The sequence below is a fragment of the Nocardioides panzhihuensis genome (genome assembly GCF_013408335.1).
In the GTDB taxonomy this organism is placed as follows: domain Bacteria; phylum Actinomycetota; class Actinomycetes; order Propionibacteriales; family Nocardioidaceae; genus Nocardioides; species Nocardioides panzhihuensis.
Window position 1 is genome coordinate 3,829,540 of record NZ_JACBZR010000001.1, and the last position, 22,661, is coordinate 3,852,200.

The 22,661-nt window shown below is 67.6% G+C and carries 21 protein-coding genes; 2 read left to right on the forward strand and 19 right to left on the reverse strand.

Features of this window, described 5'->3' with window-relative positions; genetic code table 11:
- Positions 1-51: 51 nt before the first annotated feature.
- Positions 52-2,079 carry a protein meaA gene (locus BJ988_RS18130; RefSeq protein ID WP_179659310.1) on the reverse strand — a complete coding sequence of 676 codons (2,028 nt, stop codon included), beginning with the start codon at positions 2,077-2,079 and terminating at the stop codon, positions 52-54.
- A gap of 82 nt (positions 2,080-2,161) precedes the next feature.
- A complete protein-coding gene (locus BJ988_RS18135; RefSeq protein ID WP_179659312.1) occupies positions 2,162-2,470 on the reverse strand; it encodes an STAS domain-containing protein in 309 nt (102 codons plus the stop codon).
- 195 nt (positions 2,471-2,665) lie between these two features.
- Here BJ988_RS18135 and BJ988_RS18140 point away from each other — a divergent pair, with 195 nt between their 5' ends.
- Positions 2,666-3,238: a cob(I)yrinic acid a,c-diamide adenosyltransferase gene (locus BJ988_RS18140; protein WP_179659314.1), complete on the forward strand. Its 573-nt coding sequence runs from the start codon at positions 2,666-2,668 to the stop codon at positions 3,236-3,238.
- An 18-nt stretch (positions 3,239-3,256) separates the two neighbouring features.
- Here the strand turns inward: BJ988_RS18140 and BJ988_RS18145 are convergent, their stop codons facing one another.
- Positions 3,257-4,252, reverse strand: a complete 996-nt coding sequence (locus BJ988_RS18145) for a helix-turn-helix domain-containing protein (protein ID WP_179659316.1) — start codon at positions 4,250-4,252, stop codon at positions 3,257-3,259.
- Positions 4,253-4,626: 374 nt separating this feature from the next.
- Here BJ988_RS18145 and BJ988_RS18150 point away from each other — a divergent pair, with 374 nt between their 5' ends.
- The gene (locus BJ988_RS18150) at positions 4,627-7,797 is read left to right on the forward strand and encodes an SNF2-related protein (protein WP_179659318.1); all 3,171 of its coding nucleotides are present in this window, start codon (positions 4,627-4,629) and stop codon (positions 7,795-7,797) included.
- Positions 7,798-7,926: 129 nt separating this feature from the next.
- On the opposite strand, the gene BJ988_RS18155 is transcribed toward BJ988_RS18150, so the two are convergent.
- From BJ988_RS18155 to prmC, 16 genes are all read right to left on the reverse strand, one after another.
- Positions 7,927-9,087 (reverse strand): MFS transporter, encoded by a 1,161-nt coding sequence (locus BJ988_RS18155; protein WP_343051672.1) that lies wholly within the window; start codon positions 9,085-9,087, stop codon positions 7,927-7,929.
- Between the two features lie 43 nt (positions 9,088-9,130).
- A complete protein-coding gene (locus BJ988_RS18160) occupies positions 9,131-9,736 on the reverse strand; it encodes a DUF1707 and DUF4870 domain-containing protein (RefSeq protein WP_179659320.1) in 606 nt (201 codons plus the stop codon).
- Positions 9,737-9,839: 103 nt separating this feature from the next.
- The gene (locus BJ988_RS18165; RefSeq protein ID WP_179659322.1) at positions 9,840-10,286 is read right to left on the reverse strand and encodes a DUF2550 domain-containing protein; all 447 of its coding nucleotides are present in this window, start codon (positions 10,284-10,286) and stop codon (positions 9,840-9,842) included.
- Between the two features lie 21 nt (positions 10,287-10,307).
- Complete coding sequence (locus BJ988_RS18170) at positions 10,308-10,700, reverse strand: F0F1 ATP synthase subunit epsilon (RefSeq protein WP_179659324.1); 393 nt, start codon at positions 10,698-10,700, stop codon at positions 10,308-10,310.
- Complete coding sequence (gene atpD / locus BJ988_RS18175) at positions 10,700-12,136, reverse strand: F0F1 ATP synthase subunit beta (protein WP_179659326.1); 1,437 nt, start codon at positions 12,134-12,136, stop codon at positions 10,700-10,702. The genes BJ988_RS18170 and atpD overlap by 1 nt, the downstream gene beginning before the upstream one ends.
- A 26-nt stretch (positions 12,137-12,162) precedes the next feature.
- Positions 12,163-13,089 carry a F0F1 ATP synthase subunit gamma gene (locus BJ988_RS18180; protein ID WP_179659328.1) on the reverse strand — a complete coding sequence of 309 codons (927 nt, stop codon included), beginning with the start codon at positions 13,087-13,089 and terminating at the stop codon, positions 12,163-12,165.
- A gap of 3 nt (positions 13,090-13,092) precedes the next feature.
- A complete protein-coding gene (gene atpA, locus BJ988_RS18185) occupies positions 13,093-14,733 on the reverse strand; it encodes a F0F1 ATP synthase subunit alpha (protein WP_179659330.1) in 1,641 nt (546 codons plus the stop codon).
- Between the two features lie 84 nt (positions 14,734-14,817).
- A complete protein-coding gene (locus BJ988_RS18190) occupies positions 14,818-15,630 on the reverse strand; it encodes a F0F1 ATP synthase subunit delta (RefSeq protein WP_179659332.1) in 813 nt (270 codons plus the stop codon).
- Positions 15,630-16,166, reverse strand: a complete 537-nt coding sequence (locus BJ988_RS18195; RefSeq protein WP_179659334.1) for a F0F1 ATP synthase subunit B — start codon at positions 16,164-16,166, stop codon at positions 15,630-15,632. The genes BJ988_RS18190 and BJ988_RS18195 overlap by 1 nt, the downstream gene beginning before the upstream one ends.
- A gap of 26 nt (positions 16,167-16,192) precedes the next feature.
- Entirely contained in the window at positions 16,193-16,396 is a 204-nt protein-coding gene (locus tag BJ988_RS18200; RefSeq protein ID WP_008362139.1) for an ATP synthase F0 subunit C, read from the reverse strand.
- Positions 16,397-16,477: 81 nt separating this feature from the next.
- Positions 16,478-17,284: a F0F1 ATP synthase subunit A gene (gene atpB / locus BJ988_RS18205; protein ID WP_343051673.1), complete on the reverse strand. Its 807-nt coding sequence runs from the start codon at positions 17,282-17,284 to the stop codon at positions 16,478-16,480.
- A 113-nt stretch (positions 17,285-17,397) separates the two neighbouring features.
- On the reverse strand, positions 17,398-17,814 hold the full coding sequence (locus BJ988_RS18210) for a hypothetical protein (protein ID WP_179659336.1): 417 nt from the start codon (positions 17,812-17,814) through the stop codon (positions 17,398-17,400).
- A 735-nt stretch (positions 17,815-18,549) separates the two neighbouring features.
- Entirely contained in the window at positions 18,550-19,611 is a 1,062-nt protein-coding gene (locus BJ988_RS18215) for a hypothetical protein (RefSeq protein WP_179659338.1), read from the reverse strand.
- A 100-nt stretch (positions 19,612-19,711) separates the two neighbouring features.
- Entirely contained in the window at positions 19,712-20,899 is a 1,188-nt protein-coding gene (locus tag BJ988_RS18220) for a glycosyltransferase family 4 protein (RefSeq protein WP_179659340.1), read from the reverse strand.
- Positions 20,899-21,639 carry an L-threonylcarbamoyladenylate synthase gene (locus BJ988_RS18225; protein WP_218860960.1) on the reverse strand — a complete coding sequence of 247 codons (741 nt, stop codon included), beginning with the start codon at positions 21,637-21,639 and terminating at the stop codon, positions 20,899-20,901. The genes BJ988_RS18220 and BJ988_RS18225 overlap by 1 nt, the downstream gene beginning before the upstream one ends.
- Positions 21,636-22,493 (reverse strand): peptide chain release factor N(5)-glutamine methyltransferase, encoded by an 858-nt coding sequence (gene prmC, locus BJ988_RS18230; protein WP_179659342.1) that lies wholly within the window; start codon positions 22,491-22,493, stop codon positions 21,636-21,638. The genes BJ988_RS18225 and prmC overlap by 4 nt, the downstream gene beginning before the upstream one ends.
- Between the last annotated feature and the right edge of the window lie 168 nt (positions 22,494-22,661).

Below are 22,661 nucleotides of genomic sequence, written 5' to 3' on the forward strand. Positions count from 1 at the left end.
TCGGATCGACACATCTCCCGAGAATTTCCGGGAGACGTGTCGATCCTCGGCTCAGGTGAGGTCGTTTGCCTTGCGGATGACCTCGACGATGTCGGCCATGATCTCGGTGAGGCTGAAGTCCTTGGGCGTGTAGACGGCCGCGACCCCCGACTCGATCAGGGTGCGGGCGTCGGACTCGGGCACGATGCCGCCGACGATGACCGGGACGTCACCGAGACCCGCATCGCGCAGGCCCTCGACCACCGACGGCACCAGGGACATGTGCGACCCGGAGAGGATGGAGAGGCCGACCACGTGTACGTCCTCGGCTACCGCCGCGGCGACGATCTGCTCCGGGGTGAGCCGGATGCCCTGGTAGATGACCTCGAAACCGGCATCGCGGGCGCGGACCGCGACCTGCTCGGCACCGTTGGAGTGACCGTCCAGGCCGGGCTTGCCGACGAGCATGCGCAGCTTGACGCCGAGCTCGTCGCCGGTGGCCTTCACCCGGTCGCGTACGACCGAGAGCTCGGCACCGGCCTCCGCGGCGCCGACGGCACCGGAGACACCGGTGGGGGCCCGGAACTCGCCGAACACCTCGCGCAGGGTGCCGGCCCACTCCCCCGTGGTCGCGCCCGCGCGGGCAGCGGCCAAGGTGGCCTCCATCAGGTTGGCGTCGGTCTTCGCGGCGGCGGCCAGCGCCGCCAGCGCCTCGGTCACGGCGGTCTCGTCGCGCTCGGCCTTCCACGCCTCGAGGGAGGCCTTGGCGGCCTCCTCGGCACGCGGGTCCGCGACCATGATGGCGGCGTCGAGGTCGGCAGTCAGCGGGGACGGCTCGGTGGTGGTGAACTTGTTGACGCCGACGATGATCTCGTCGCCCGCCTCGATGGCCCCTCGCCGACGCGCGTGCGAGGAGACCAGCTCGGACTTCATGTAGCCGGTGTCGACCGCGGCGATCGCGCCGCCCATGGCCTGGACCCGGTCGATCTCCTCCTTGGCCCCGGCGACGAGCTCGGCGACCTTGGCCTCGACGACCGGCGAGCCGTCGAAGAGGTCGCCGTACTCCAGCAGGTCGGACTCGTAGGCCAGCACCTGCTGCAGGCGCAGGGACCACTGCTGGTCCCACGGACGCGGCAGTCCGAGCGCCTCGTTCCAGGCCGGCAGCTGCACCGCGCGAGCTCGGGCGTTCTTGGACAGCGTCACGGCGAGCATCTCCAGCACGATGCGCTGGACGTTGTTCTCCGGCTGGGCCTCGGTCAGGCCGAGCGAGTTGACCTGGACGCCGTAGCGGAACCGGCGCATCTTCGGGTCCTCGACCCCGTAGCGCTCACGGGTGATGTCGTCCCACAGCTCGACGAAGGCGCGCATCTTGCACATCTCCTCGACGAACCGCACGCCGGCGTTGACGAAGAACGAGATCCGGCCGACGACCTTGCCGAAGTCCTCCTCCGAGACCTGGCCGGAGGCCTTGACCGCATCGAGCACCGAGATGGCGGTGCACATCGCGTAGGCGATCTCCTGCACCGGCGTCGCGCCGGCCTCCTGCAGGTGGTAGCTGCAGATGTTGATCGGGTTCCACTTCGGGATCTGGTGGACCGTGTAGGCGATCATGTCGCTGATCAGCCGCAGGGAGTGCTCCGGCGGAAAGACGTACGTCCCCCGGGAGAGGTACTCCTTGATGATGTCGTTCTGGGTGGTGCCGGCCAGCTTGGCGGCGACCGCGGCAGGGTCCATCCCGGGGTTCTGCTCCTCGGCGGCGACCTGGTACATCGCGAGCATCCACATGGCGGTCGCGTTGATCGTCATCGAGGTGTTCATCTCGGTGAGGGGGATCTGGTCGAAGAGCTTGCGCATCTCCCCCATGTGCATGATCGGCACGCCCACCTTGCCGACCTCGCCGCGAGCGAGGACGCTGTCGGGGTCGTAGCCGGTCTGGGTCGGCAGGTCGAAGGCCACCGAGAGGCCCGTCTGACCCTTGGCGAGGTTGTTGCGATAGAGCTCGTTGGACGCCTCGGCGGTCGAGTGGCCGGCGTACGTGCGCATCAGCCAGGAGCGATCCTTCGCCGGGCGGCTCTGCTCGGAGTGCGTGGTGTCCGTCATAAGAGGCATGCTAGCCCTTCGGTTACCGATCAGTAACCGACTCCGGTGTGGAAGATGTCACTCACCGGCGTTCCTTTACCCACTAGGCGATGAGCGGTGAGTTCTCCACCTCGAGGACGCGGTAGAGCCTGGACAGGTGGAGCATCCGCCGCACCGCGGGGGTGCAGCCGTGAAGGATGAGCCGCCGACCCCCTGCATGGGCCTGCCTCGTCGCGACGGCGAGCAGCTTCAGCGCCGTCACATCAGCACTGTTCACACCGGAGACGTCGAGCACGACGTCACCCTCCACCGAGTCGAGATGGTCGTAGATGACGCTGCGCGCCATCCAGGTGCTGCGTACGTCGAAATCTCCGCTCAGCACCAGCGTCGGCCCGTCGATCACGATCTCCATGCCTGCCTCCATCCCCGGGAAATGGGTTGCCCTACACAGAAGCTCTACGCATCACACGGCGCTCCCTCTCGCCAATATGACGCCTGGCCGCAGCCGTTGGTTGCACCTCACAAGCCTCATTCGTCACTTCCGTACCTATTTTCTGTCATTTGACCTTGTTCCCCGAGATACGGCCCCTGCGAATAGGCTCAGCGCATGGTCAACCTGACGCGCATCTACACCCGCACCGGCGACGCCGGTGAGACCCGGCTCGGCGACATGAGCCTGACCGCCAAGACCGACCTGCGGCTGGAGGCGTACGCGACCACCGATGAGGCCGGCGCGGCGATCGGCGTCGCCCTCGCCCACGGCGGGATCGACGAAGACGTCGTGAAGGCGCTGACGACCGTCCAGAACGATCTCTTCGACGTCGGCGCCGACCTCTCGACCCCGGTGGTGGCCGACCCCGAGTACCCCCCGCTCCGCGTCGAGCAGGCCTACGTCGACCGGCTCGAGGCCTGGTGCGACGAGTACAACGAGCCCCTCGAGAAGCTCCGCTCGTTCATCCTCTCCGGCGGCACCGTGGCCGCGGCCCACCTGCACGTCGCCCGCACCGTCGTGCGCCGCGCGGAACGAGCCGCCTGGGCTGCGTACGAGGTCCACGGCGAGACCATGAACAAGCTCGCCCTCACCTACCTCAACCGGCTCAGCGACCTGCTCTTCATCCTCGCCCGGCACGCGAACCGCGAGCAGGGCGACGTCCTGTGGGTGCCGGGCGGGGAGCGCTAGTCGCTCACAGCCGGCCGCTCACAGCCAGCCGCGGCGCCCCGCCTCGTAGCCGAGCTGGAGACGGGTGTCGACCTGCGCGCGGTCCATCATCTGGCGCACCCGGCGCTGGACCGTACGCAGCGACAGCCCGAGCTGCGCACCGATCGAGGCATCCGTCAGGCCCGCGAGCAGCAGCGAGAGGACCTTGGTGTCGAGAGGCTCGAGCCGGTCGGCGGCCGTCTCGACGGTGCCCTCCGGCGTCGCGACCAGCTTCGGCGCCGAGGCCCAGATCAGGTCGAAGAGAGCGATGATCGCGTCGAGCAGACCACTCGGATGGAGCAGCAGCGCGTCCTGGACCGTGTTGTTCCCGCCCGTCGCCGACTCACCCTGCATCAGCGGGATCAGCGCGATCTCCCGGTCGACGATGAAGGCGCGCAGCGGCACCGTCGGCACCACCCGCAGCTCGATCCCGATCTCGAGCCCGGAGTCGATCGTCTCGTAGATGCCGGGTGTGTCGAAGACGGAACGCTCGAGCACGATGTCGTGCCTGACCCCGCGTTCGATGGCGGCGCGCTCGGCCTCGTCGGCGTCCTCGCGGGTGACGACGGCGGCCTGCGGCTTCTGCAGCGCCTGGATGCACTTCCTCGCCGAGTACTGCAGCTGGGCGAACCGCTGGGCGATCGCCTCGGTGCCGTGCACGACGTCGACGACATCCGCCACGTCCCGGCGAGCGACCGAGCCGCGATAGAGACCGGCGAGCTCGGTCATCTCGACCTGGGCACGGCGCAGCTCGTCCTGACGCTGGACGAGCAGCGCCCCGAGCGCCACTGCCGGCGGAGAGGCGACGTAGCGGTCCTGGCCCGCCGACGCCCGGGCGACCAGACCCTTCCCCTCGAGCGCAGCCAGCACCGCGGAGACCGCGTAGGCGTCCAGGTCGGCAGCATCGGCCAGCTCCTCGAGATTGGCCGACGGCGCACCGACCAGCTGGCGGTAGACCGTCTCCTCGAGATTGTCGAGACCGAGCGCATCGAGCATCCGAGATGCCTTTCCGTGGGGGAACCAACGACCGACATCATGGCAGATATACGACACGTCATATTCCCGCCATGGCGCTTCGACTTGCATTCCTCGTCAACTTGGCCGAAAGTATTCATCGCCACCTCGGTCCGGATCCCCCCGCTCGGATCGAGGTGGTTTTACTTTTGCGTGGCGAAGTCGCCCCGATCGGTTCGGATCCAGTTGCCCAGCGCCTGGGACGGCCGCATAGCCAGTCACGCCGATGAGTGCGTCGAAACGCCGTCGAGACGCCCGACCCGTCTAGACCAGTGCCACCGCAGCGAGCGAGGCGCAGGTCATCACAAGCGTCCGCGAAGTCGCAGAACCGGCCTCATGCTGGAAGAATAGATCGGGTGCCCTTGCTCGAAGCTCTCACGAACGACCTACTCCGCGAGACCTTCGACCCTCAGACCATCGAGCGTGGCCGGGCCTACGCCACCGAGGGCCGGGTCGGTGAGCCGCGGATCACGGAGATCGGCAGCAGCGCACTGCGAGCAGCGGCCGAGGTCAGCGGCAGCAGCCCAGCCCCCTACCGCGTGACCCTCAACCTGGAGTCCAGGAACGGCGTCGCCAGGCTGACGAGCCAGTGCAGCTGCCCCGTGCACAACAGCTGCAAGCACGGGGTCGCCCTGGCCATGGTCCTCGCCGACTCCCCCAGGAAGGCGACCGCGCCGGGCCCGACGTGGGAGACGGAGCTGCGTACGCTGCTGGGCCAGCTCGCCGAGGACAACAAGCCCGAGGACGACCTGCCCGCGCTGGCGCTCGAGATCGACGTGCACAGCCCGCGGGCGGCCGTGGGGGGCTCCCCCAGCGTCGAGCTCCGGCCGATGCGCATGGGCAACCGCGACCGCTGGGCGAAGACCGGCGCCGACTGGTCCAGCATCCCCAACGCCCAGCCCGGCAAGGACTTCCCGCGCAACCAGCTGCTCCCCCTGCAGGAGCTGGCCCGCCAGCTGCGGCCGGACCGGCTGCTCTACGCTCGCGGCTCCTCGCTCAGCCTCGCCGACTTCGGTGAGCACGCGATCTCGCTGCTCCGCGATGCGATCCGTGGTGGGGTGACCGTGCTGCCCGGCGAGAACGTGCGCGGGGTGGTGGTCTTCGACGAGCCGCTCTCGCTCGCCGGAGAGCTGCATCGCGAGGACGGCGAGGCCGTCCTCCGCTTCGGCCTGGCCCACGGCGACCGCGTCTACGCCGGACCCACGGTGCTCCCGATCGGCCGCCCGACCCGTTCGGTGGGTGTGCTCGATGCCGGAGTGCTCCACCTCGGCGAGCTGTCCGGGCCGCTCTCGACGCACGCACATCGGCTGGTGACCGCCCGGGAGCCGCTGACCGTCCCCGAGCGCGAGATCGGCACTTTGAGCGCCCTGCTGGGCCCGCTGGCCCGGCTGGTTCCGCTGCGCTCGTCCGACGACTCCCTCGACATCCCGGATCCGCCCGCACCGCGGCTGAGCCTGACGGTCACCTGGCGCAGCTCGACCCACGCCACGCTCGGCTGGACGTGGGCCTACGGCGTACGCCACTACCCCGTGGACTCCCGCGAGGACCTCGGCCTGGTCCGCGACCCTGCCGAGGAGGCCTCGCTTCGCGGCCGCGTCTCCGCCGAGCTGCTCCGCAAGCAGGAGGTGCGGGACGGCGACGCGCTCGCGCTCGCCATCCACGACCTCCCGGCGCTGCGTGAGGTCGAGGGCGTCGAGGTCACCGAGGTGCAGCGGCCCGACTTCCGCGAGACCGACGAGGACCCGGAGATCTCCTTCGAGATCACCTCGCCCGACGGTGCTGCCGTGGGCGGCCAGGACTGGCTCGACCTGCAGGTGGTCATCCGCATCGGCGGCGAGGCCGTCCCCCTGCCCGACGTGCTCGGGGCGCTGACCCGCGGCGACGACCACCTCATCCTCCCCAGCGGCACCTACCTCACCACCGACCGTCCCGAGCTGGACCGGCTCCGCAACGTCGTCGAGGCCGCCGGTCAGCTCCACGAGCGCACCGGTGAGGGGATCGCCGTCGGCAAGCACGATCTCGGCGTCTGGGCCGAGCTCGCCGAGCTGGGCGTGGTCGACCAGCAGGCCGCCGAGTGGGTCCAGCGCGCCCAGGCACTTCGCGACCTGCGCGAGATCCCGCGGCCGGAGCCCATCGGCGTGGCGACCGAGCTGCGCCACTACCAGCTCGACGGTTTCCACTGGCTGGCGTTCCTCCACGAGCAGGGTCTCGGTGGGATCCTCGCCGACGACATGGGCCTCGGCAAGACGCTTCAGGTGCTGGCCACGATCTCCCACGCCGTGCACGCTCAGCCGGGCGAGCGCGCCCCCTACCTCGTGGTGGCGCCGACCAGCGTCGTACCGGCCTGGGTGCAGGAGGCCCGCCGCCACACCCCCGGCCTTCGGGTCAGCACGGTGAGCAGGCGGGTCGACTCCGTGGCCGAGGCCCGCGAGGACGCCGACGTCGTGGTCACCACCTACGCCATCCTCCGGCTCGAGCAGGACGCCTTCGCCGGGCGGCCGTGGTCCGGTCTCGTCCTCGACGAGGCGCAGCAGGTCAAGAACCACCAGTCCAAGACGTACGCAGCGGCCCGCCGCATCGACGCCCGCTGGCGCCTCGCGGTGACGGGCACGCCCTTCGAGAACCGGCTGATGGAGCTGTGGGCGCTGCTCTCGATCACCGCGCCGGGCCTCTACCCCAGCCCGCGGATGTTCCGCGACACGGTGGTCTCTCCTGTGGAGAAGTCGGGCGACGACGACGCGCTGCGCCGGTTCCGGACCCGGCTGCGCCCGTTCCTGCTGCGGCGTACGAAGGAGCTGGTCGCCGACGACCTGCCGCCCAAGCAGGAGCAGGTGCTCGGCGTCGACCTCAACCCCGTCCACCGCAAGATCTACGACGCCCACCTGGCCAAGGAACGGCAGCGGATCCTGCATCTGCTCGACGACTTCAACGACAACCGGGTCGCGATCCTCAGCGCGCTGACCAGGCTGCGGCAGCTCTCGCTCGACCCCGGCCTGGTCGATCCCGAGGACAACGACGTCGGCTCCGCCAAGCTCGAGACGCTCGTCGACCACATCGAGGAGCTCGCCGCCGAGGGCCACAAGGCGCTCGTCTTCAGCCAGTTCACCTCGTTCCTCGGCCGGGCCCGCACCCGGCTCGCCGAGGCCGGCATCGACACCGCCTACCTCGACGGCTCGACGCGCGACCGCGGGGCGGTGATCGAGAGCTTCCGCGAGGGTGACGCCCCGGTCTTCCTGATCTCCCTCAAGGCGGGTGGCGTCGGCCTGACTCTGACCGAGGCCGACTACGTCTTCGTGCTCGACCCCTGGTGGAACCCCGCAGCCGAGGCCCAGGCCGTCGACCGCGCCCACCGCATCGGCCAGACCCAGCACGTCATGGTCTACCGGCTGGTCTCGACGGGCACGATCGAGGAGAAGGTCATGGAGCTCAAGGAGCGCAAGGCCGAGCTCTTCGCCAAGGTCGTCGACGGCGAGGGCGCGATGGGCGCCACCATCGGCGCCGACGACATCCGCGCGCTGTTCGACTGATCTGTGGCGGGGCGGGGCCGGCGGTCCCGGTGTGATCCCGTGTAACACGTCGTTCGTAGGACTACTCGCCCTTTAGAACGACCGGATAGTCCTACGAACAGCGTGTTACACAACGAGTTACACAGCGTGTTACACGTTCCGCCGTCGCGCCACCGTCGCCGCCAACGCCGCAGCGGGGAGCATGAGGACAGCGACGACCAAGAGGGACCGCAGGGTGCCGATCTGGTCTCCCACCGCCCCAAGGATCGGCGGGAAGCCCAGGAAGGCTCCGTACGCCAGCGTGGAGACGACCGAGACGCGAGCGGCTGCCCGAGTCTCGTCGTCGGCGGCGATGCTGATCCCGAGCGGGAAGCCGAGGGCGGCGCCGAGGCCCCACAGGACGATCCCAACGAGGGCGAACCCGAAGGAGCCGGCGAAGACCGTCAGCACGATTCCGGCGCCTGCGAGAGCCGCCGAGGTGATCAGCACCGGCTGCCGGCCGACCCTGTCGATCACCTTCGCACCTGCGAAACGGGCGACGCTCATGCAGAGGACGAACGCCGCGTAGCACGCCACCCCGACCCGGTGGCTGACGTCGTAGCCGTCGATCATCGCCAGCGCGACCCAGTCGTTCGCGCTCCCCTCGGCCGCGGCGAAGGCGAGCACCATCAGGCCGAGCAGCAGAGTGTGGGGCGAGCGCCAGGCGGCGAGCAGCTCGCGCCGCGGAGAGTGTCCCTCCGGCGGAACCTCGGCCGGGAGGAACCCGGCGGTCCCCCACCAGCAGGCCGCCAGTGCGACGCCGGCGACCCCGGCGATGTGCCACACGGTCGGCAACGTACCCACCAGGGCGATGCCCAGCACGCCACCGAGCACGGTGCCTACGCTCCACATCGCGTGCAGCTGCGGCATCAGCGTCTTGCCGCCCAGCCGCTCGACCGCGGCCCCCTCGACGTTCATGGCGACGTCCCAGACCCCGTAGCCGACGCCGTACGCCACCAGGAACAGCGCCACCAGCCAAGCCTGTCCGAGCCAGCTGCCGGAGACCGCCACCAGGCACAGGGCGGCGGCGCAGAGGACCGCGCAGCGGCGTACGAGCCGGGCGGCGCCCCAGTGCATCACCAGCCCGCCGGCGAACGGCAGCGCAGCGACCGATCCGATGCCCATCGCCAGCAACATCAGGCCGACGGCCGAGTTGCTCAGACCGAGGCTGTCGCGCAGCGCAGGGATCCGGGAGATGAAGGTCGCGGACAGCAGCCCGTTGGTGGCGAACGCCACCACCGATCCGGCTTGGGCACGGGAAAGAGGCGTCACGGGCAAAGGCTAGTGGGCCACCGAACGCCTCCTGGGGCGGGTCTCAGTCGCGCTTCTCGTAAGGGCCGCCGCGGCCGAAGATCGGCAGGACCCACGGTTGGCGCAGCGGGGCGCCGGCGAGCGCGACGACGGCGAAGGCGGTCGCCAGGACCCAGGCGATCCCGTAGAGCGCGCCACCGAGCCCGAAGGTCACGATCGTGACGGCGAGCAGGGTCAGCTGCAGGTTGAGGGCGCCGGCGGCGTGGTGCTTGACGAACTCGGAGCGCTTGCCGACGGTGTAGTAGATGATCGCAGGGCCGACGACGATCGGCACCAAGGTCGTGGCCTGGGCGAGCGCTCCCAGGAGCCTCTCCTCGGTGGTCGGCGGCGGCAGCAGGTCACGGGCGGGCTTCGCGGGCCCCGGAGCGACGGCAGCGGGCTGCGCGACCAGGTCACGGGTGATCGGCTCGAGGGCGGCGTACGTCTTCGCCTTCATGGTCAGGTCGAACCGGACGTCGAACTCGGCCTGGTCGAGCCGGCCGTCGGCGTAGGCGGACTTGAGCACGTCGATCACGCGGTCGCGGTCGGCGTCGGTGCAGCGGAGCTCGTCGGTCTGAGCGGTCAGGGTGGGCGGGGTGGGCGGCGTGGGAATGGGAGCGGTTGAGGACATACCTCAACCATCCGCCCAGGACGGTTGCCGGACAATCAGGGAAGCCCCCGAAAAGCGAACGACCGACCCCGGCGTCATGCCGGAGCCGGTCGTATCGAGAAGCTCAGAAGACGGTCCAGTTGGACCGGATCGGGCGCGACTCGAGCCAGGCCTGGAACCCGATGAGGGTCTGCTGGTCCATCGAGAGGTCGATCAGCTCGCCCTTGACCTCGCAGGTCACGATCAGGCTCTCGGGGTAGAGAACCAGCTCCTCGATCCCCTCAGGGGAACGGCTGGAGACGTAGCTGAGCTCGACCCGGCGCCAGACCCGTTTGGGCTTGGGCGAGAGCGAGAAGATCCGAAACCACTCCAGCTGCGCATCGCCGGAGTAGCGGCCGATACCGATGATCCAACCGCGCCCGGGCTTGGTGTCCCGGACGCGGTGGCTCAGTTCGAAGACGCCGCCGTTGCGTTCGAGCAGACGGCGGCGTACGGCGATCCCGATGCCATAGGCAAGGACAAGCAGAAGCGATGCGGCCACAACGGCCAAGAGCAGCTCCCACCATGCCATCCGGGTATCGCCCCTCTTTCCCTATGAGGCTTTCTCGACAGCGCGGATGCGTGCCTCGGCACGACGGATGCGCTTCTCGGCGTCGTTGCTGGTGCCGAGCAGACGGCGGGCCTCCTCGAGCTCGACCTCAGCCTTGCTCAGGTCGATCTCGTGGGCCAGCAGCACGTGCTCGGACAGGATCGAGACGCGGTCGTTGGCCACCGAGAGGAAGCCACCATCGACGGTCGCGATGACCTCGGTGCCCTCCTCAGGAGTGATCTCCACGACCGCGTCGGTGAGAGCCGACAGCACCGGCGCGTGACCGCGCAGGACGCCGACATCACCGTCGACCGTTCGGGCGATGACCATGGTGGCCCCGCCGCTCCAGACCACACGGTCTGCAGCGACGAGCTCCACCTGAAGTGCGTCCGTCATCAGAGGCTCTTCTGGATCTCGGCCCACTTCGCCTCGACGTCGTCGAGGCCACCGCACATGAAGAACGCCTGCTCGGCGACGTGGTCGTACTCACCCTCGGCGATCTTGTTGAACGCCTCGATGGTGTCCTTGACCGGAACCGTCGAACCCTCGATGCCGGTGAACTGCTTGGCGACGTAGGTGTTCTGCGACAGGAACCGCTGGATCCGGCGAGCGCGGGAGACGATGATCTTGTCTTCCTCGGAGAGCTCGTCGACACCCAGGATTGCGATGATGTCCTGCAGCTCCTTGTTGCGCTGGAGGATCTGCTTGACACGGACGGCGCAGTCGTAGTGGTCCTGACCGATGTACTGCGGGTCCAGGATTCGCGACGTCGAGGTCAGCGGGTCCACGGCCGGGTAGATACCGAGCGACGCGATCTCACGGGAGAGCTCGGTCGTGGCGTCCAGGTGCGCGAACGTGGTCGCCGGCGCCGGGTCGGTGTAGTCGTCGGCCGGCACGTAGATCGCCTGCATCGAGGTGATCGAGTGACCACGCGTCGAGGTGATCCGCTCCTGGAGCTGACCCATCTCGTCGGCGAGGTTGGGCTGGTAGCCCACGGCCGAAGGCATCCGGCCCAGCAGGGTCGAGACCTCGGAGCCCGCCTGCGTGAAGCGGAAGATGTTGTCGATGAACAGCAGCACGTCCTGGCCCTGGACGTCGCGGAAGTACTCCGCCATCGTCAGCGCCGAGAGGGCCACGCGAAGACGCGTGCCCGGCGGCTCGTCCATCTGGCCGAAGGTCAGGGCGACCTTGTCGTAGACGCCGGCCTCCTGCATCTCGTGGATGAGGTCGTTGCCCTCACGGGTGCGCTCGCCGACACCGGCGAACACGGAGACACCGCCGTGGTTCTTGGCGACTCGGGCGATCATCTCCTGGATGAGGACGGTCTTGCCGACGCCCGCACCACCGAAGAGGCCGATCTTTCCACCGGTCACGTACGGGGTGAGGAGGTCGATGACCTTGATGCCCGTCTCGAACATCTGGGTCTTGGACTCCAGCTGGTCGAAGGCGGGAGCCTTGCGGTGGATGCCCCAACGCTCCTTGACCTCGACCGTGGCCGGGTCGACGTCGAGGATGTCACCGGTGGCGTTGAACACGTGGCCGAGGGTGACGTCACCCACCGGAACCGTGATCGGTCCGCCGGTGTCGCGCACCGCGGAGCCGCGTACGACGCCGTCGGTCGGCTTCAGCGAGATCGCGCGGACCATGCCGTCACCGATGTGCTGGGCAACCTCGAGCGGCAGGGTGGTCGTCTCACCGCTGATGGTGACATCGACCTCGAGCTTGTTGTAGATATCCGGCATGGCGTCGACGGGGAACTCCACGTCGACGACCGGGCCGATCACGCGGGCGATGCGGCCCGTCGTGGTCTTCTCGTCAACCTGTGCGGTCATTTTCTAGTCAGTCCTTCTGTGGGTTCTCAGTCGTTCGCAGCCTGGGCGTCGGCGAGCGCGTTCACGCCACCGACGATCTCGCTGATCTCCTGGGTGATGCCGGCCTGGCGAGCCTGGTTGGCGACCCGGGTGAACTTCTTGATGAGCTCGTCGGCGTTGTCGGTGGCCGACTTCATCGCCTTCTGACGCTGGGCCAGCTCGGAGGCGGCGGCCTGCAGCAGCGCGAACCAGATCCGGCTCACGACGTACTGCGGGAGGAGCGAGTCGAGCACGGCCTCGGCCGACGGCTCGAACTCGTAGAGCGGCAGGACATCGCCCTCGGCCGGAGCCTCGGTGCCCTCCACGACCTCCAGAGGCAGGAGACGTACGGCGGTGGGCTTCTGCGTCATCATGGTGATGAACCGCGTGTAGACCACGTGGACCTCGTCGACGCCGGGAGCCACTGCGTCCTCAGCCTCGGCACCCTCGACGAAGACCTCGATCAGCTTCTCGCCGATCTCCTTGGCCGCGTCGAACTCCGGGCGGTCCGAGAAGCCGGTCCAGGCCTGCGCCACGGTGCGGCCACGGAACTTGTAGAAGGCCTCCGCCTTGCGTCCGGTGACGTAGAGATCGACCTCCTTGCCCTCGGCCTTGAGCTTCTCGACCAGGCCCTCGGCCTCCTTGAGCACGCTCGAGGAGTAGGAGCCGGCCAGACCACGGTCGCTGGTGACCACCAGCACGGCGGCGCGGGTGGGCGACTCCGGCTCGGTGGTCAGCGGGTGGTCCTGGTTGGAGTAGGTCGCCACCGCCGAGACGGCGCGGGTGAGCTCACGGGCGTACGGCGCGGCCGCATTGGCCCGCTGCTGCGCCTTGATGATCCGGGACGCAGCGATGAGCTCCATGGCACGCGTGATCTTCTTCATCGACTCCGTCGACTTGATCCGCGCGCGGAGTTCACGCACTGACACGGCCATGGGTCAGCCCCGCTTCTGCTTGACGATCTGCTCCTGCTCGACGTCCTCGTCAGCCAGAGCCTCCGCCTTGGCGGAACCCGGCTTGATCGAGTGGCCCTCCGAGGTCTCGAACTGGTCGAGGAACGAGTCGTACGCCTTCTTCAGCTCGGACTCGGTGGAGTCCTCGAACTTCAGCGACTCACGGATGCCGGCGAGGATGCCGTCGTGGGAGCGACGCAGGTAGTCCAGGAACTCCCGCTCGAACTTGAGCACGTCCGCGACCGGGACGATGTCCAGGCTACCGGAGGTGCCCAGCCACAGCGAGACGGTCATCTCGTCGATCGGGTAGGGCGAGTAGGCCGGCTGCTTGAGCAGCGCCATCAGCCGCTGACCGCGGGCCAGCTGCTGCTTCGAGGCCGCGTCCAGGTCGGAGGCGAACATCGCGAAGGCCTCCATCGCGCGGTACTGCGCGAGCTCGACCTTGAGCGAGCCGGTGACGCCCTTGAGCGCCTTGGTCATCGCGGCGCTACCGACGCGGGAGACCGAGACACCGACGTCGATCGCCGGGCGCTGGTTGGCCGCGAACAGGTCGGACTGCAGGAAGATCTGACCGTCGGTGATGGAGATGACGTTGGTCGGGATGAACGCCGAGACGTCGTTGGCCTTGGTCTCGATGATCGGCAGACCGGTCATCGAGCCCTTGCCCATCTCGTCGGAGAGCTTCGCGCAACGCTCCAGCAGCCGGGAGTGCAGGTAGAAGACGTCACCCGGGTAGGCCTCACGGCCCGGCGGGCGGCGCAGCAGCAGCGACACGGCGCGGTAGGCCTCGGCCTGCTTCGTCAGGTCGTCGAAGACGATCAGGACGTGCTTGCCCTCGTACATCCAGTGCTGGCCGATGGCCGAGCCGGTGTAGGGGGCGAGGTACTTGAAGCCGGCGGAGTCGGAGGCCGGAGCCGCGACGATCGTGGTGTACTCCAGCGCGCCGGACTCCTCGAGGGCGCCACGCACGGAGGCGATGGTCGAGCCCTTCTGGCCGATGGCTACGTAGATGCAGCGGACCTGCTTGTCGGGGTCGCCCGACTCCCAGTTCTGCTTCTGGTTGATGATCGTGTCGATCGCGACCGTGGTCTTACCGGTCGAGCGGTCACCGATGATCAGCTGACGCTGGCCACGGCCGATCGGGGTCATCGCGTCGATCGCCTTGATGCCGGTGGCGAGCGGCTCGTGCACCGACTTGCGGGCCATCACGCCGGGAGCCTGGAGCTCCAGGGCACGGCGGCCGACCGTCTCGATGTCGCCGAGGCCGTCGATCGCGTTGCCGAGCGGGTCCACGACGCGGCCGAGGTAGCCGTCACCGACGGGGACCGAGAGAACCTCGCCCGTACGTCGGACCGCCTGGCCCTCCTCGATCTTGTCGAAGTCACCCAGGACGACGACACCGATCTCGCGGGTGTCCAGGTTCAGGGCCAGACCAAGGGTGCCGTCCTCGAACTCGAGGAGCTCGTTGGTCATGGCCGAGGGCAGACCCGACACGCGGGCGATGCCGTCCGCGGTCGAAGCGACGGTGCCGACCTCCTCGGTCTTCGCCGCCTCCGGCTTGTAGTCCGCGACGTACTTTGCCAGTGCGTCCCGGATCTCGTCGGGACGGATGGAGAGCTCCGTCATCTGTGCCTTCTCTCTCAGTTCTTACAAGTCAGTCTGTGTCACACAGGGGTCGTACGGCCAGTTGAGGTCGGCCGCGGTGCCGGATCAGCCGGCCAGGGCTCGCTGCGCCCCTTCGAGGCGACTCGAGACGGTGCCGTCGATGACGTCGTCACCGATCGATACCTTGATGCCACCGACGACAGCCGGGTCGACGACCACGTTGAGGTGGATCTCGCGGCCGTACTTCCTCGCCAGTGCTGTCGCCAGACGGGTGGTCTCGGCCTCCGAGAGCGGGGCCGCAACGCGGACGACCGCGGTGCCCTCGCCTGCGACGGATGCCGCGACCTTCTGGTATTCACCGAGAGCGGCCGATGCGGTGCGGTAGGTGCCCGCCAGCGCCTGCTTCGTCAGGGTCACGGTCGCCGGAAGCGCCTTGCCCCCGAGCAGCGTGTCGACCAGCGCGGCCTTGTCCTCGGTCGTACGGGCCGGGTCGGAGAGCGCGTCGCGCAGCTCAGGCGTCTCCTGCACGGCCCGCTGGACCGCGAAGAGCTCGTCAGCGAGGCGAGTGGCCTCGCCGCCGGCACTGCGGACCGCCGCGATCTCGCTCAGTCGCTCGACCGCGTCGCTCAGGTCGCCGGCGCGCGTCCAGCGGTGCTTGACCGCCGACTCGAGCACGCCGAGGGCCGTCGCGTCGACCTTCCCGCCGAACAGCTCACCGACGAGGCCGGTCTTGGCCTCCTTCGGCACCGACGCGTCGGTGACGTAGCGGCGCAGAGCTGCTTCGGCGCGGAAGGTCTGGGAGACCTCGAAGAGGGAGTCGGCCGCCTTGGCTGCCGCCTCAGGAGAGGCGGACACAGCGGTCTTCAGCTCCTCGGTCAGGGCGGCAACTGCGTCGGCCGACGCTCCACGGAAGTCCATCAGTGAACTCCTGCCTCGAGGTCAGCGAGGAACCGCTCGACCACACGGCTGGAACGCGCGTCGTCGTCGAGGGACTCGCCGACGATACGACCGGCGAGACCGGTGGCCAGCGAACCGACCTCGGTACGCAGCGACGTAGAAGCCGCCTGACGCTCGGCTTCGATCTGCGCCTTGCCGGCGGTGATGATGCGCTCAGCCTCGGCCTGCGCCTCGAGGCGCATCTCGGTCTTGATCGCAGCGCCCTCCTCGCGAGCCTGCTCGCGGATGCGGGCAGACTCGTGACGAGCGTCGGCCAGCTGGGCCTCCAGCTGAGCGAGCTTGGCATCCGCCTCTGCCTGCTTGGCGTTGGCGTTCTCGATGCCGCCTTCGATCGCCGCGGTTCGATCGGCGTACGCCTTCTCGAAGTTCGGAACGATGAACTTCGCAACTCCCACGAAGAGGATGGCGATGACGATGAAACCGAGGATGATCTCCGGGACGTGCGGGACCAACGGGTTGATCTCGGTCTCCGCAGCGGTTACCTGGGTAAGGATCATGTCGGAACCTTCAGTAGTTCCCTACGTCAGAGCACGAAGGCGAGGGCGAGGGAGATGATGAAGAACTGCTCACAAAGCGCGAAGCCAAGGATCGCGATGGCCTGCAGGCGGCTCTGGGCCTCCGGCTGGCGAGCGACACCGGCGACGTACGCGGCGAAGATCAGACCGACACCGACGCCCGGGCCGATCGCGGAGAGGCCGAGGCCGATCATGTCTGCGGAGCCGTCCATTGTGGACTTCCTTTCGGTTGTGACGCGCCTTGCGTCAGTTGTTGAACATCGTTGGGTTTGGCTGGTGGAACGAGCTGTGGATCAGTGCTCGTCCGCGACTGCACCGGCGATGTACATCGCCGAGAGCAGGGTGAAGACATAGGCCTGCAGGAACATGATCAGCATGTCCAGGAAAGACACCAAGATGCCGAGCAGGAAGGAGAAGAGACCGGCCGTGACGCCCTGCCATGCCGGAGAGTAGTGCAGGATCAGCCAGGCGCCACCGATGGAGAACAGCGCCACCAGCAGGTGACCGGCGAACATGGTCGCGAAGAGACGGATGGCCAGCGTGAACGGGCGCACGATGATGTTGGAGAGAAACTCCAGCGGAACCATCATGAGCAGGATCGGGCCGCTGACACCGCCGGGCACCGTCTGGAGCTTGAGGTAGCCGACGAAACCGTGCTTCGCGATGCCGACGATGTTGTAGATCAGCCAGGTGATGGCCGCCAGGGCCGCCGTGTAACCGATGTGCGACATCGTGGGGAACTGGATGAACGGGATGATCCCGTAGAAGTTGTTGATGAGGATGAAGACGAAGACCGTGAAGAGGTACGGCACGAACCTCATGTAGTCCTTCGACCCGATGATGTCTCGAGCGATGGAGTTGCGAACCATCCCGTAGACGTACTCACCGGCGAACTGCAGCCGGCTCGGAACCACGGCTGACTTGCGAGAGGCGGCGTAGAAGAAGCCGAAGGCGATCAAGACGGACAGCAGGACCAAGAGGCTCACCTTGGTCAGGGCCCAGTCGCCGGACCCGACGATCGGCGGGGGAAAGAAGTCCGCGGGCCCCGGGATATGAGGCCCCGACTCCGACGCCATAACGGTGGCGGCAAGCGACTTCACGCTGTCTCCTGTTTGTTCGAACTTACGATTCTGGGTGGCGAGCCCCAAAGGCTCGGGCATCATCCCGGCGGCGGCCCCCGACGGCCCGGACGATATCAGGCACTACTGGCGGGTCACGAGTCTGCCCCGGGCAGGTCGAAGAGCGGGATCCGCTCACGTCGCACCAGGACCGCAAACGTGGTCGTCCATGCGACTGTCAGCGCCATTACCGAGAAGGCTGCCGGACGTACGACAGCGTCTCCTCCGGTCTGCGACACAACCAGCAGCACGACGAAGAGAATCATGCCCGACACCGTGAAGACGCCAACGGCAGCGGGCAACGAGAGAGCCGGCGACTTGGCCGCGACCCAGAACAGGCCCCAGGAGCCGGTCGCCAACACAACGAGGGTGGCGATCGAACCGATCGCGGCACCTGTCAGACCGTTGGCCCCGGCAACCAGGAAGCCTACCGTGAGGGCCGCGAGCACAGCGACGGCGGACACCGCGGCAGAACCGCGCAGTACCTTGCTCTTGCTCGTTGCGGTCGTCATCGTTGGCGGCCGTTCTCTCTGGGGGCATTTCACGTGTTCAGGAGCGCATCCCGAACGCTCGTGAAAGTTATCACAAGCGTGTTTGGAGTCCCTAATTGATCGATCCATGCCCTCGACGCGGCGCACGGGGGCGCGGTCGCCGCTTCAATGACGCCGATGCGCGGGCCATTCAGGGCCCCCAAGACCCCTCCTCGCATAAGGCTGGAGTCCAGAAGCGCGTCGAGACAAGACCGATCGGCCGGCGCAAGCGACGGAGTGATCGCGAGCTCGATCGAGTCTCGACGCACCCGCCCGTGCCTGGCGCCTGATCCCGAGACCGGTCCGCGAGCGGGACGCGCCTGCGCCAGCGCAGCGGCACAGCAGCTTCTCGTGTTGGGTAGTTGGCATCTGTGCGTTTGCCTGACTGAGGACCTCGACGTGTCCGCGGCCGTGTTCGGTCTAGCGTCCCTCCCGGCAGCTTCAGGAGCTTGGCCCTCGCATGGAACTCCGTCGTTACTCAGACATCCTGACTGTCATAGAGGCGTCCAAGCACGGCTGGCCCGTCGACCCCGCGGCGACGAGCGTCGAGGACGACTGATTCATAACAACGCGTGAGCGCCTCGATAAAGTCGGGGTCCTCCACCAGTCTGCTCTCGGACGCCGCCCCGTCGTCATATCGACTCACAAGTTGCTGGACCCGAGCATCTGTGGCCGAGGCCGACACAGCATCAACCATCTGGCGGAAGGATCCGATATTCATCGCGACCCTCCATTGACGTCTGGAGCGTCCCAACTAGGAACCGGAGGGAAATCCACACCTTCGTTGAATCTACACAACTGCGCGAACAGCGCATTCACGCCAAATGCCAATGTCAATGCGACATCGAACGCGGCCTTGAACATCTTGACTCTTTGAAGCAACTTCTTGAATGGCTCAGTAAGTCCATCCTCGATCGCACTGGAGAAGAGTTCACTAAAGCTCTGCGGACCAGGAAGCTCCTGAATAAGTTGCTCCAATAGGTCGTTCATCGTATCCACGGACGACTTCACCGCATGCATCTCGGCAATGATCCGCTGCGTGAGCGCACCCAAGCCGTTGGCGTGATCTTTGAGAACCCTCGCGACGGCGTTGAAATGGTCGTACGCAGAAGCCGCAGCACGTCCTTGCCAGTTCCCCTCGAGACCGGCCCACATGCCAGTCAGGTCTTCCGCAAACGACCGCATACACGTACGGCACTGATCAACGGCGGCAACCGAGGTGCCCACCTGGTCCCACTCAGCCCCCAGCTTGGCCTCCACCTTCGCAATTTCATTCGGGATCCCGACCGTCTCGAGAATATCCCCGACCCACTTGCAGTCGATTATGTGATTGACCGTCTTGCTGATCTTCATGAAATCGTCGTACTGATCGAGTGCCACTGACTCGATATCGTTTCCGATCTCTGCGTAAGACGACTCGTCGACACCTGGACTGTCGAAACTGAAGTAACTGGGTACGCCGCCAAGCTCTGGCAGCAGGGAGTCAAGTCGCGCCGCCGAAGCAGCGTCGACCGTTTCATACTCTTTCGCGATCGAACGCATGGCTTGCGCAGCACCCTCCATCATGACCCCGTAGGGGCCAGTTGGGCCGTATGCATCCAATAGGGCTGTCTGCACCCGTTCAAATTCGCGAGATGCATCGACAAGAACATCGCTATTCGAAGTAACAGACACGTCAGTCGCGGCGATATTGGTAACGTATTTACCCATCCCACCAAGCTGTTCAAGAGCCGCCGCCGCACCGCGAATCGCAGCCGGCCGAGCAATGAATTCCTCCACCCGAGACCCCAGTCCATCCGAAGTACCGGTCAATTGACCGATCGTGACTAGTTTGCCCCGAAGCAAACAAACGAGGCAAGGGCACTCGGCGACAGCCCCGCTAGATCCGCTGATCGCCTACCTGCTCGCCCAACGGCGTGAGCTCCTCGGGGACCTCGAGGAGCTTGTCGGTGCGCTCGCCGCGGATCTTGGGGAGGACGAAGGTGAGCAGCACGATGAGGGCGGTGGCGACGACGACGCCCGTGATGACGACCGGGCCGCGGTAGAGGGTCACGAAGACCGATCCGAAGGACATCAGACCGGCCCAGAGCCACATGATCAGCACGGCACGACGCTGGGAGTGGCCGATCTCCAGGAGGCGGTGGTGGAGGTGCTTCTTGTCGGCAGCGAAGGGGGACCGGCCGGCGCGGGTGCGGCGTACGACGGCCAGCACGAGGTCGACGAGCGGCACCACCAGGATCGTCAGTGGGAGCAGCAGAGGCAGGAAGGTGACCAAGAGCGCGGTGGAGGCGTCGAAGGCGTTCACGTTCAGACCGCCGGCGCTGTAGGAGCCCGAGAGGGTGACCGCGCTGGCGGCGAGGATCAGACCGATCAGCATCGAGCCGCTGTCGCCCATGAACAGCCGAGCGGGATGCCAGTTGTGGATGAGGAAGCCGACGCAGGCCCCGGCGAGGGCGACTGTCAGGAGAGCCGCTGTCGAGGCGCGGCCGATGTCGTTGATCCGAGTGAACTGGTAACAGAACAGGAACAGCGCCAGCGCGCCGATACCGACGACACCCGCGGCCAGACCGTCGAGGCCGTCGATGAAGTTGACCGCGTTGACCACGGTGATCACGACGAGCCCGGTGAGCAGAGCACCTTGGGCGGGGTCGATCGAGAACTGGGTGCCGTCGGGGAACGTGATCAGGCTGTACTGCAGGTTGAAGCCCACCAGGATCGCGGTGGCCAGCACCTGGCCGCCCAGCTTGGTGAGGGCGTCGAGCTCGAAGATGTCGTCGACGACACCGACCACGCAGATCAGCGCACCGGCGAGGATCACCACGCCGGTGTCTTCGAGCACGAAGTCCGGCGCATCGGCCAGGAACGGCAGCTCGCGGGCGACCAGGTAGGCCGCGACCAGGCCGCCCAGCATCGCGACGCCGCCCATGTAGGGGATCGGAACGGCGTGTACGTCTCGGTCGCGGACCTTCGCGACGGCCCCCGTGCGCATCGCGAACTCGCGGGCGACGACGGTGAGCAGGTAGGTCACCACTGCGGCGACCAGGAAGAGGAGGACGTAGGCGCGCATCAGGCTTCTGTGTCGGCGTCCGTGGCGGGCGTGGCGGGGGTGTCGCTCTCGGTCTCGGCGGCGGGATCCGGATCGCCCGGACGACGGATGGCGACGTCGTGCTCGGCGAGGATCTCGTTGATCCGATCGATGCTGATCGCGCCCTCGCGAAGGATCTTCGGCTCGTCCCCGGTGGCGGAGACGATCGTGGACGCCTCTCCGACAGGCGATTCGCCGCCGTCGAGGATGGCCTTGACCATCTTGCCCAGCATCTCCTCGGCCTGGTCGGCGTTGGTGGCTGCGGGCTTCGTGGTGCGGTTGGCCGAGCTGGTCGCGAGCGGGCCGACCCGGTCGATGATCCGCCGCAGGATGTCGGAGTCGGGGATGCGTACGGCCACGGTCTGGCGGGCCTCGCCCAGGTCCCACTGCAGCGACGGCTGCTGGTGGAGCACGATCGTCAGCGCACCGGGCCACAGCTCCTCGACGAGGGTGCGCGCCCACTCGGGGATCCTCGTCGCGAGGGCGTCGAGGGTGGCTACGTTGGAGATCAGCACGGGCGGCGGCATCGCGCGGCCTCGCCCCTTGGCGGCGAGCAGACCAGCCACCGCGCCCTTGTCGAACGCGTCGGCGGCGATGCCGTAGACCGTGTCGGTCGGCACGATCACGAGCTCGCCTGCCTGAAGGGCGGTCACAGCAGCATCGATCGCCTCGGTCTGCTCGTCCTCGGTCGCGATCGGGTAGCGCTCAGTCACAGTGCTCATGTTGCCAGTTGCGCGGTCGTGAAGCGCGGACGCCCTGCCAGATCGCGATGATCGCGGACGTCGTGCCACCTTCCCGTGCTGCTGAAGACGGCTGGGGCGCCGCCGCCGGCGCCGTCCAGACCCTGCTCGTCGGCGTGCTCGAAGCCGACCACTCCCCCGGGCTTGAGCAGCTCGGCGGCCCGTAGTTCCAGCACGCGGATCGCGTCGAGGCCGTCCTGGCCGGAGAAGAGGGCGAGCTCGGGGTCGTGGTCGCGCGCCTCCGTGGCGACGGACTCCCAGGCCTCGAGAGGGATGTACGGCGGATTGCAGACGAGCACGTCGACGGTGCCGTCCAGATCGGTGAACGCGTCGGCCATGTCGCCCTGTCGCAGGTCCACACCGGTGCCGGTCAGGTTGCGTACGGCCCAGGGGTAGGCATCCTCGGAGAGCTCGACCGCGTGCACCTCGGCGCCCGGGACCTCGTCGGCGATGCTCTTCGCGATCGCGCCTGATCCGGTGCAGAGGTCGACGATGACGGGCCGGTCGATGTGGGCGGCCCGGTCGATCGCCCACCCGGCGAGCAGCTCCGTCTCCGGCCGAGGCACGAAGACACCGGGCCCGACAGCGAGGTCGACGTGCCGGAAGTACGCCACCCCGGTCAGGTGCTGCACCGGCTCGCGTCCCGCACGGCGGGCGAGCAGGCTCGCGTAGGCCTTCTCCTGATGCTCCGCGACGTCGTCGACGAGGAAGAGACGGTTGCGATCGATGTCGAGGACGTGGGCCAGCAGGATGGCCGCATCGACGTCCGGGCTGTCGACGCCGGCCTCTTCAAGCTGCTTTCGGGCACTTGCCAGAAGTGCGCGCGGGGCGGTCATGGGCAACTGCTCCTGAAATGTGTTAGTCATGCTGTACCCGGCCGAGGGTAACGTTCGGGCGCTTCAACAGTTCTTCGGGTCATGGCGGGGCACGCGGGAATGGCCGCACCCCTCGTCGGGCACTGTGCTGCCCCACCATCGCACCCGAGATCCCCCTGGAAGGAAACA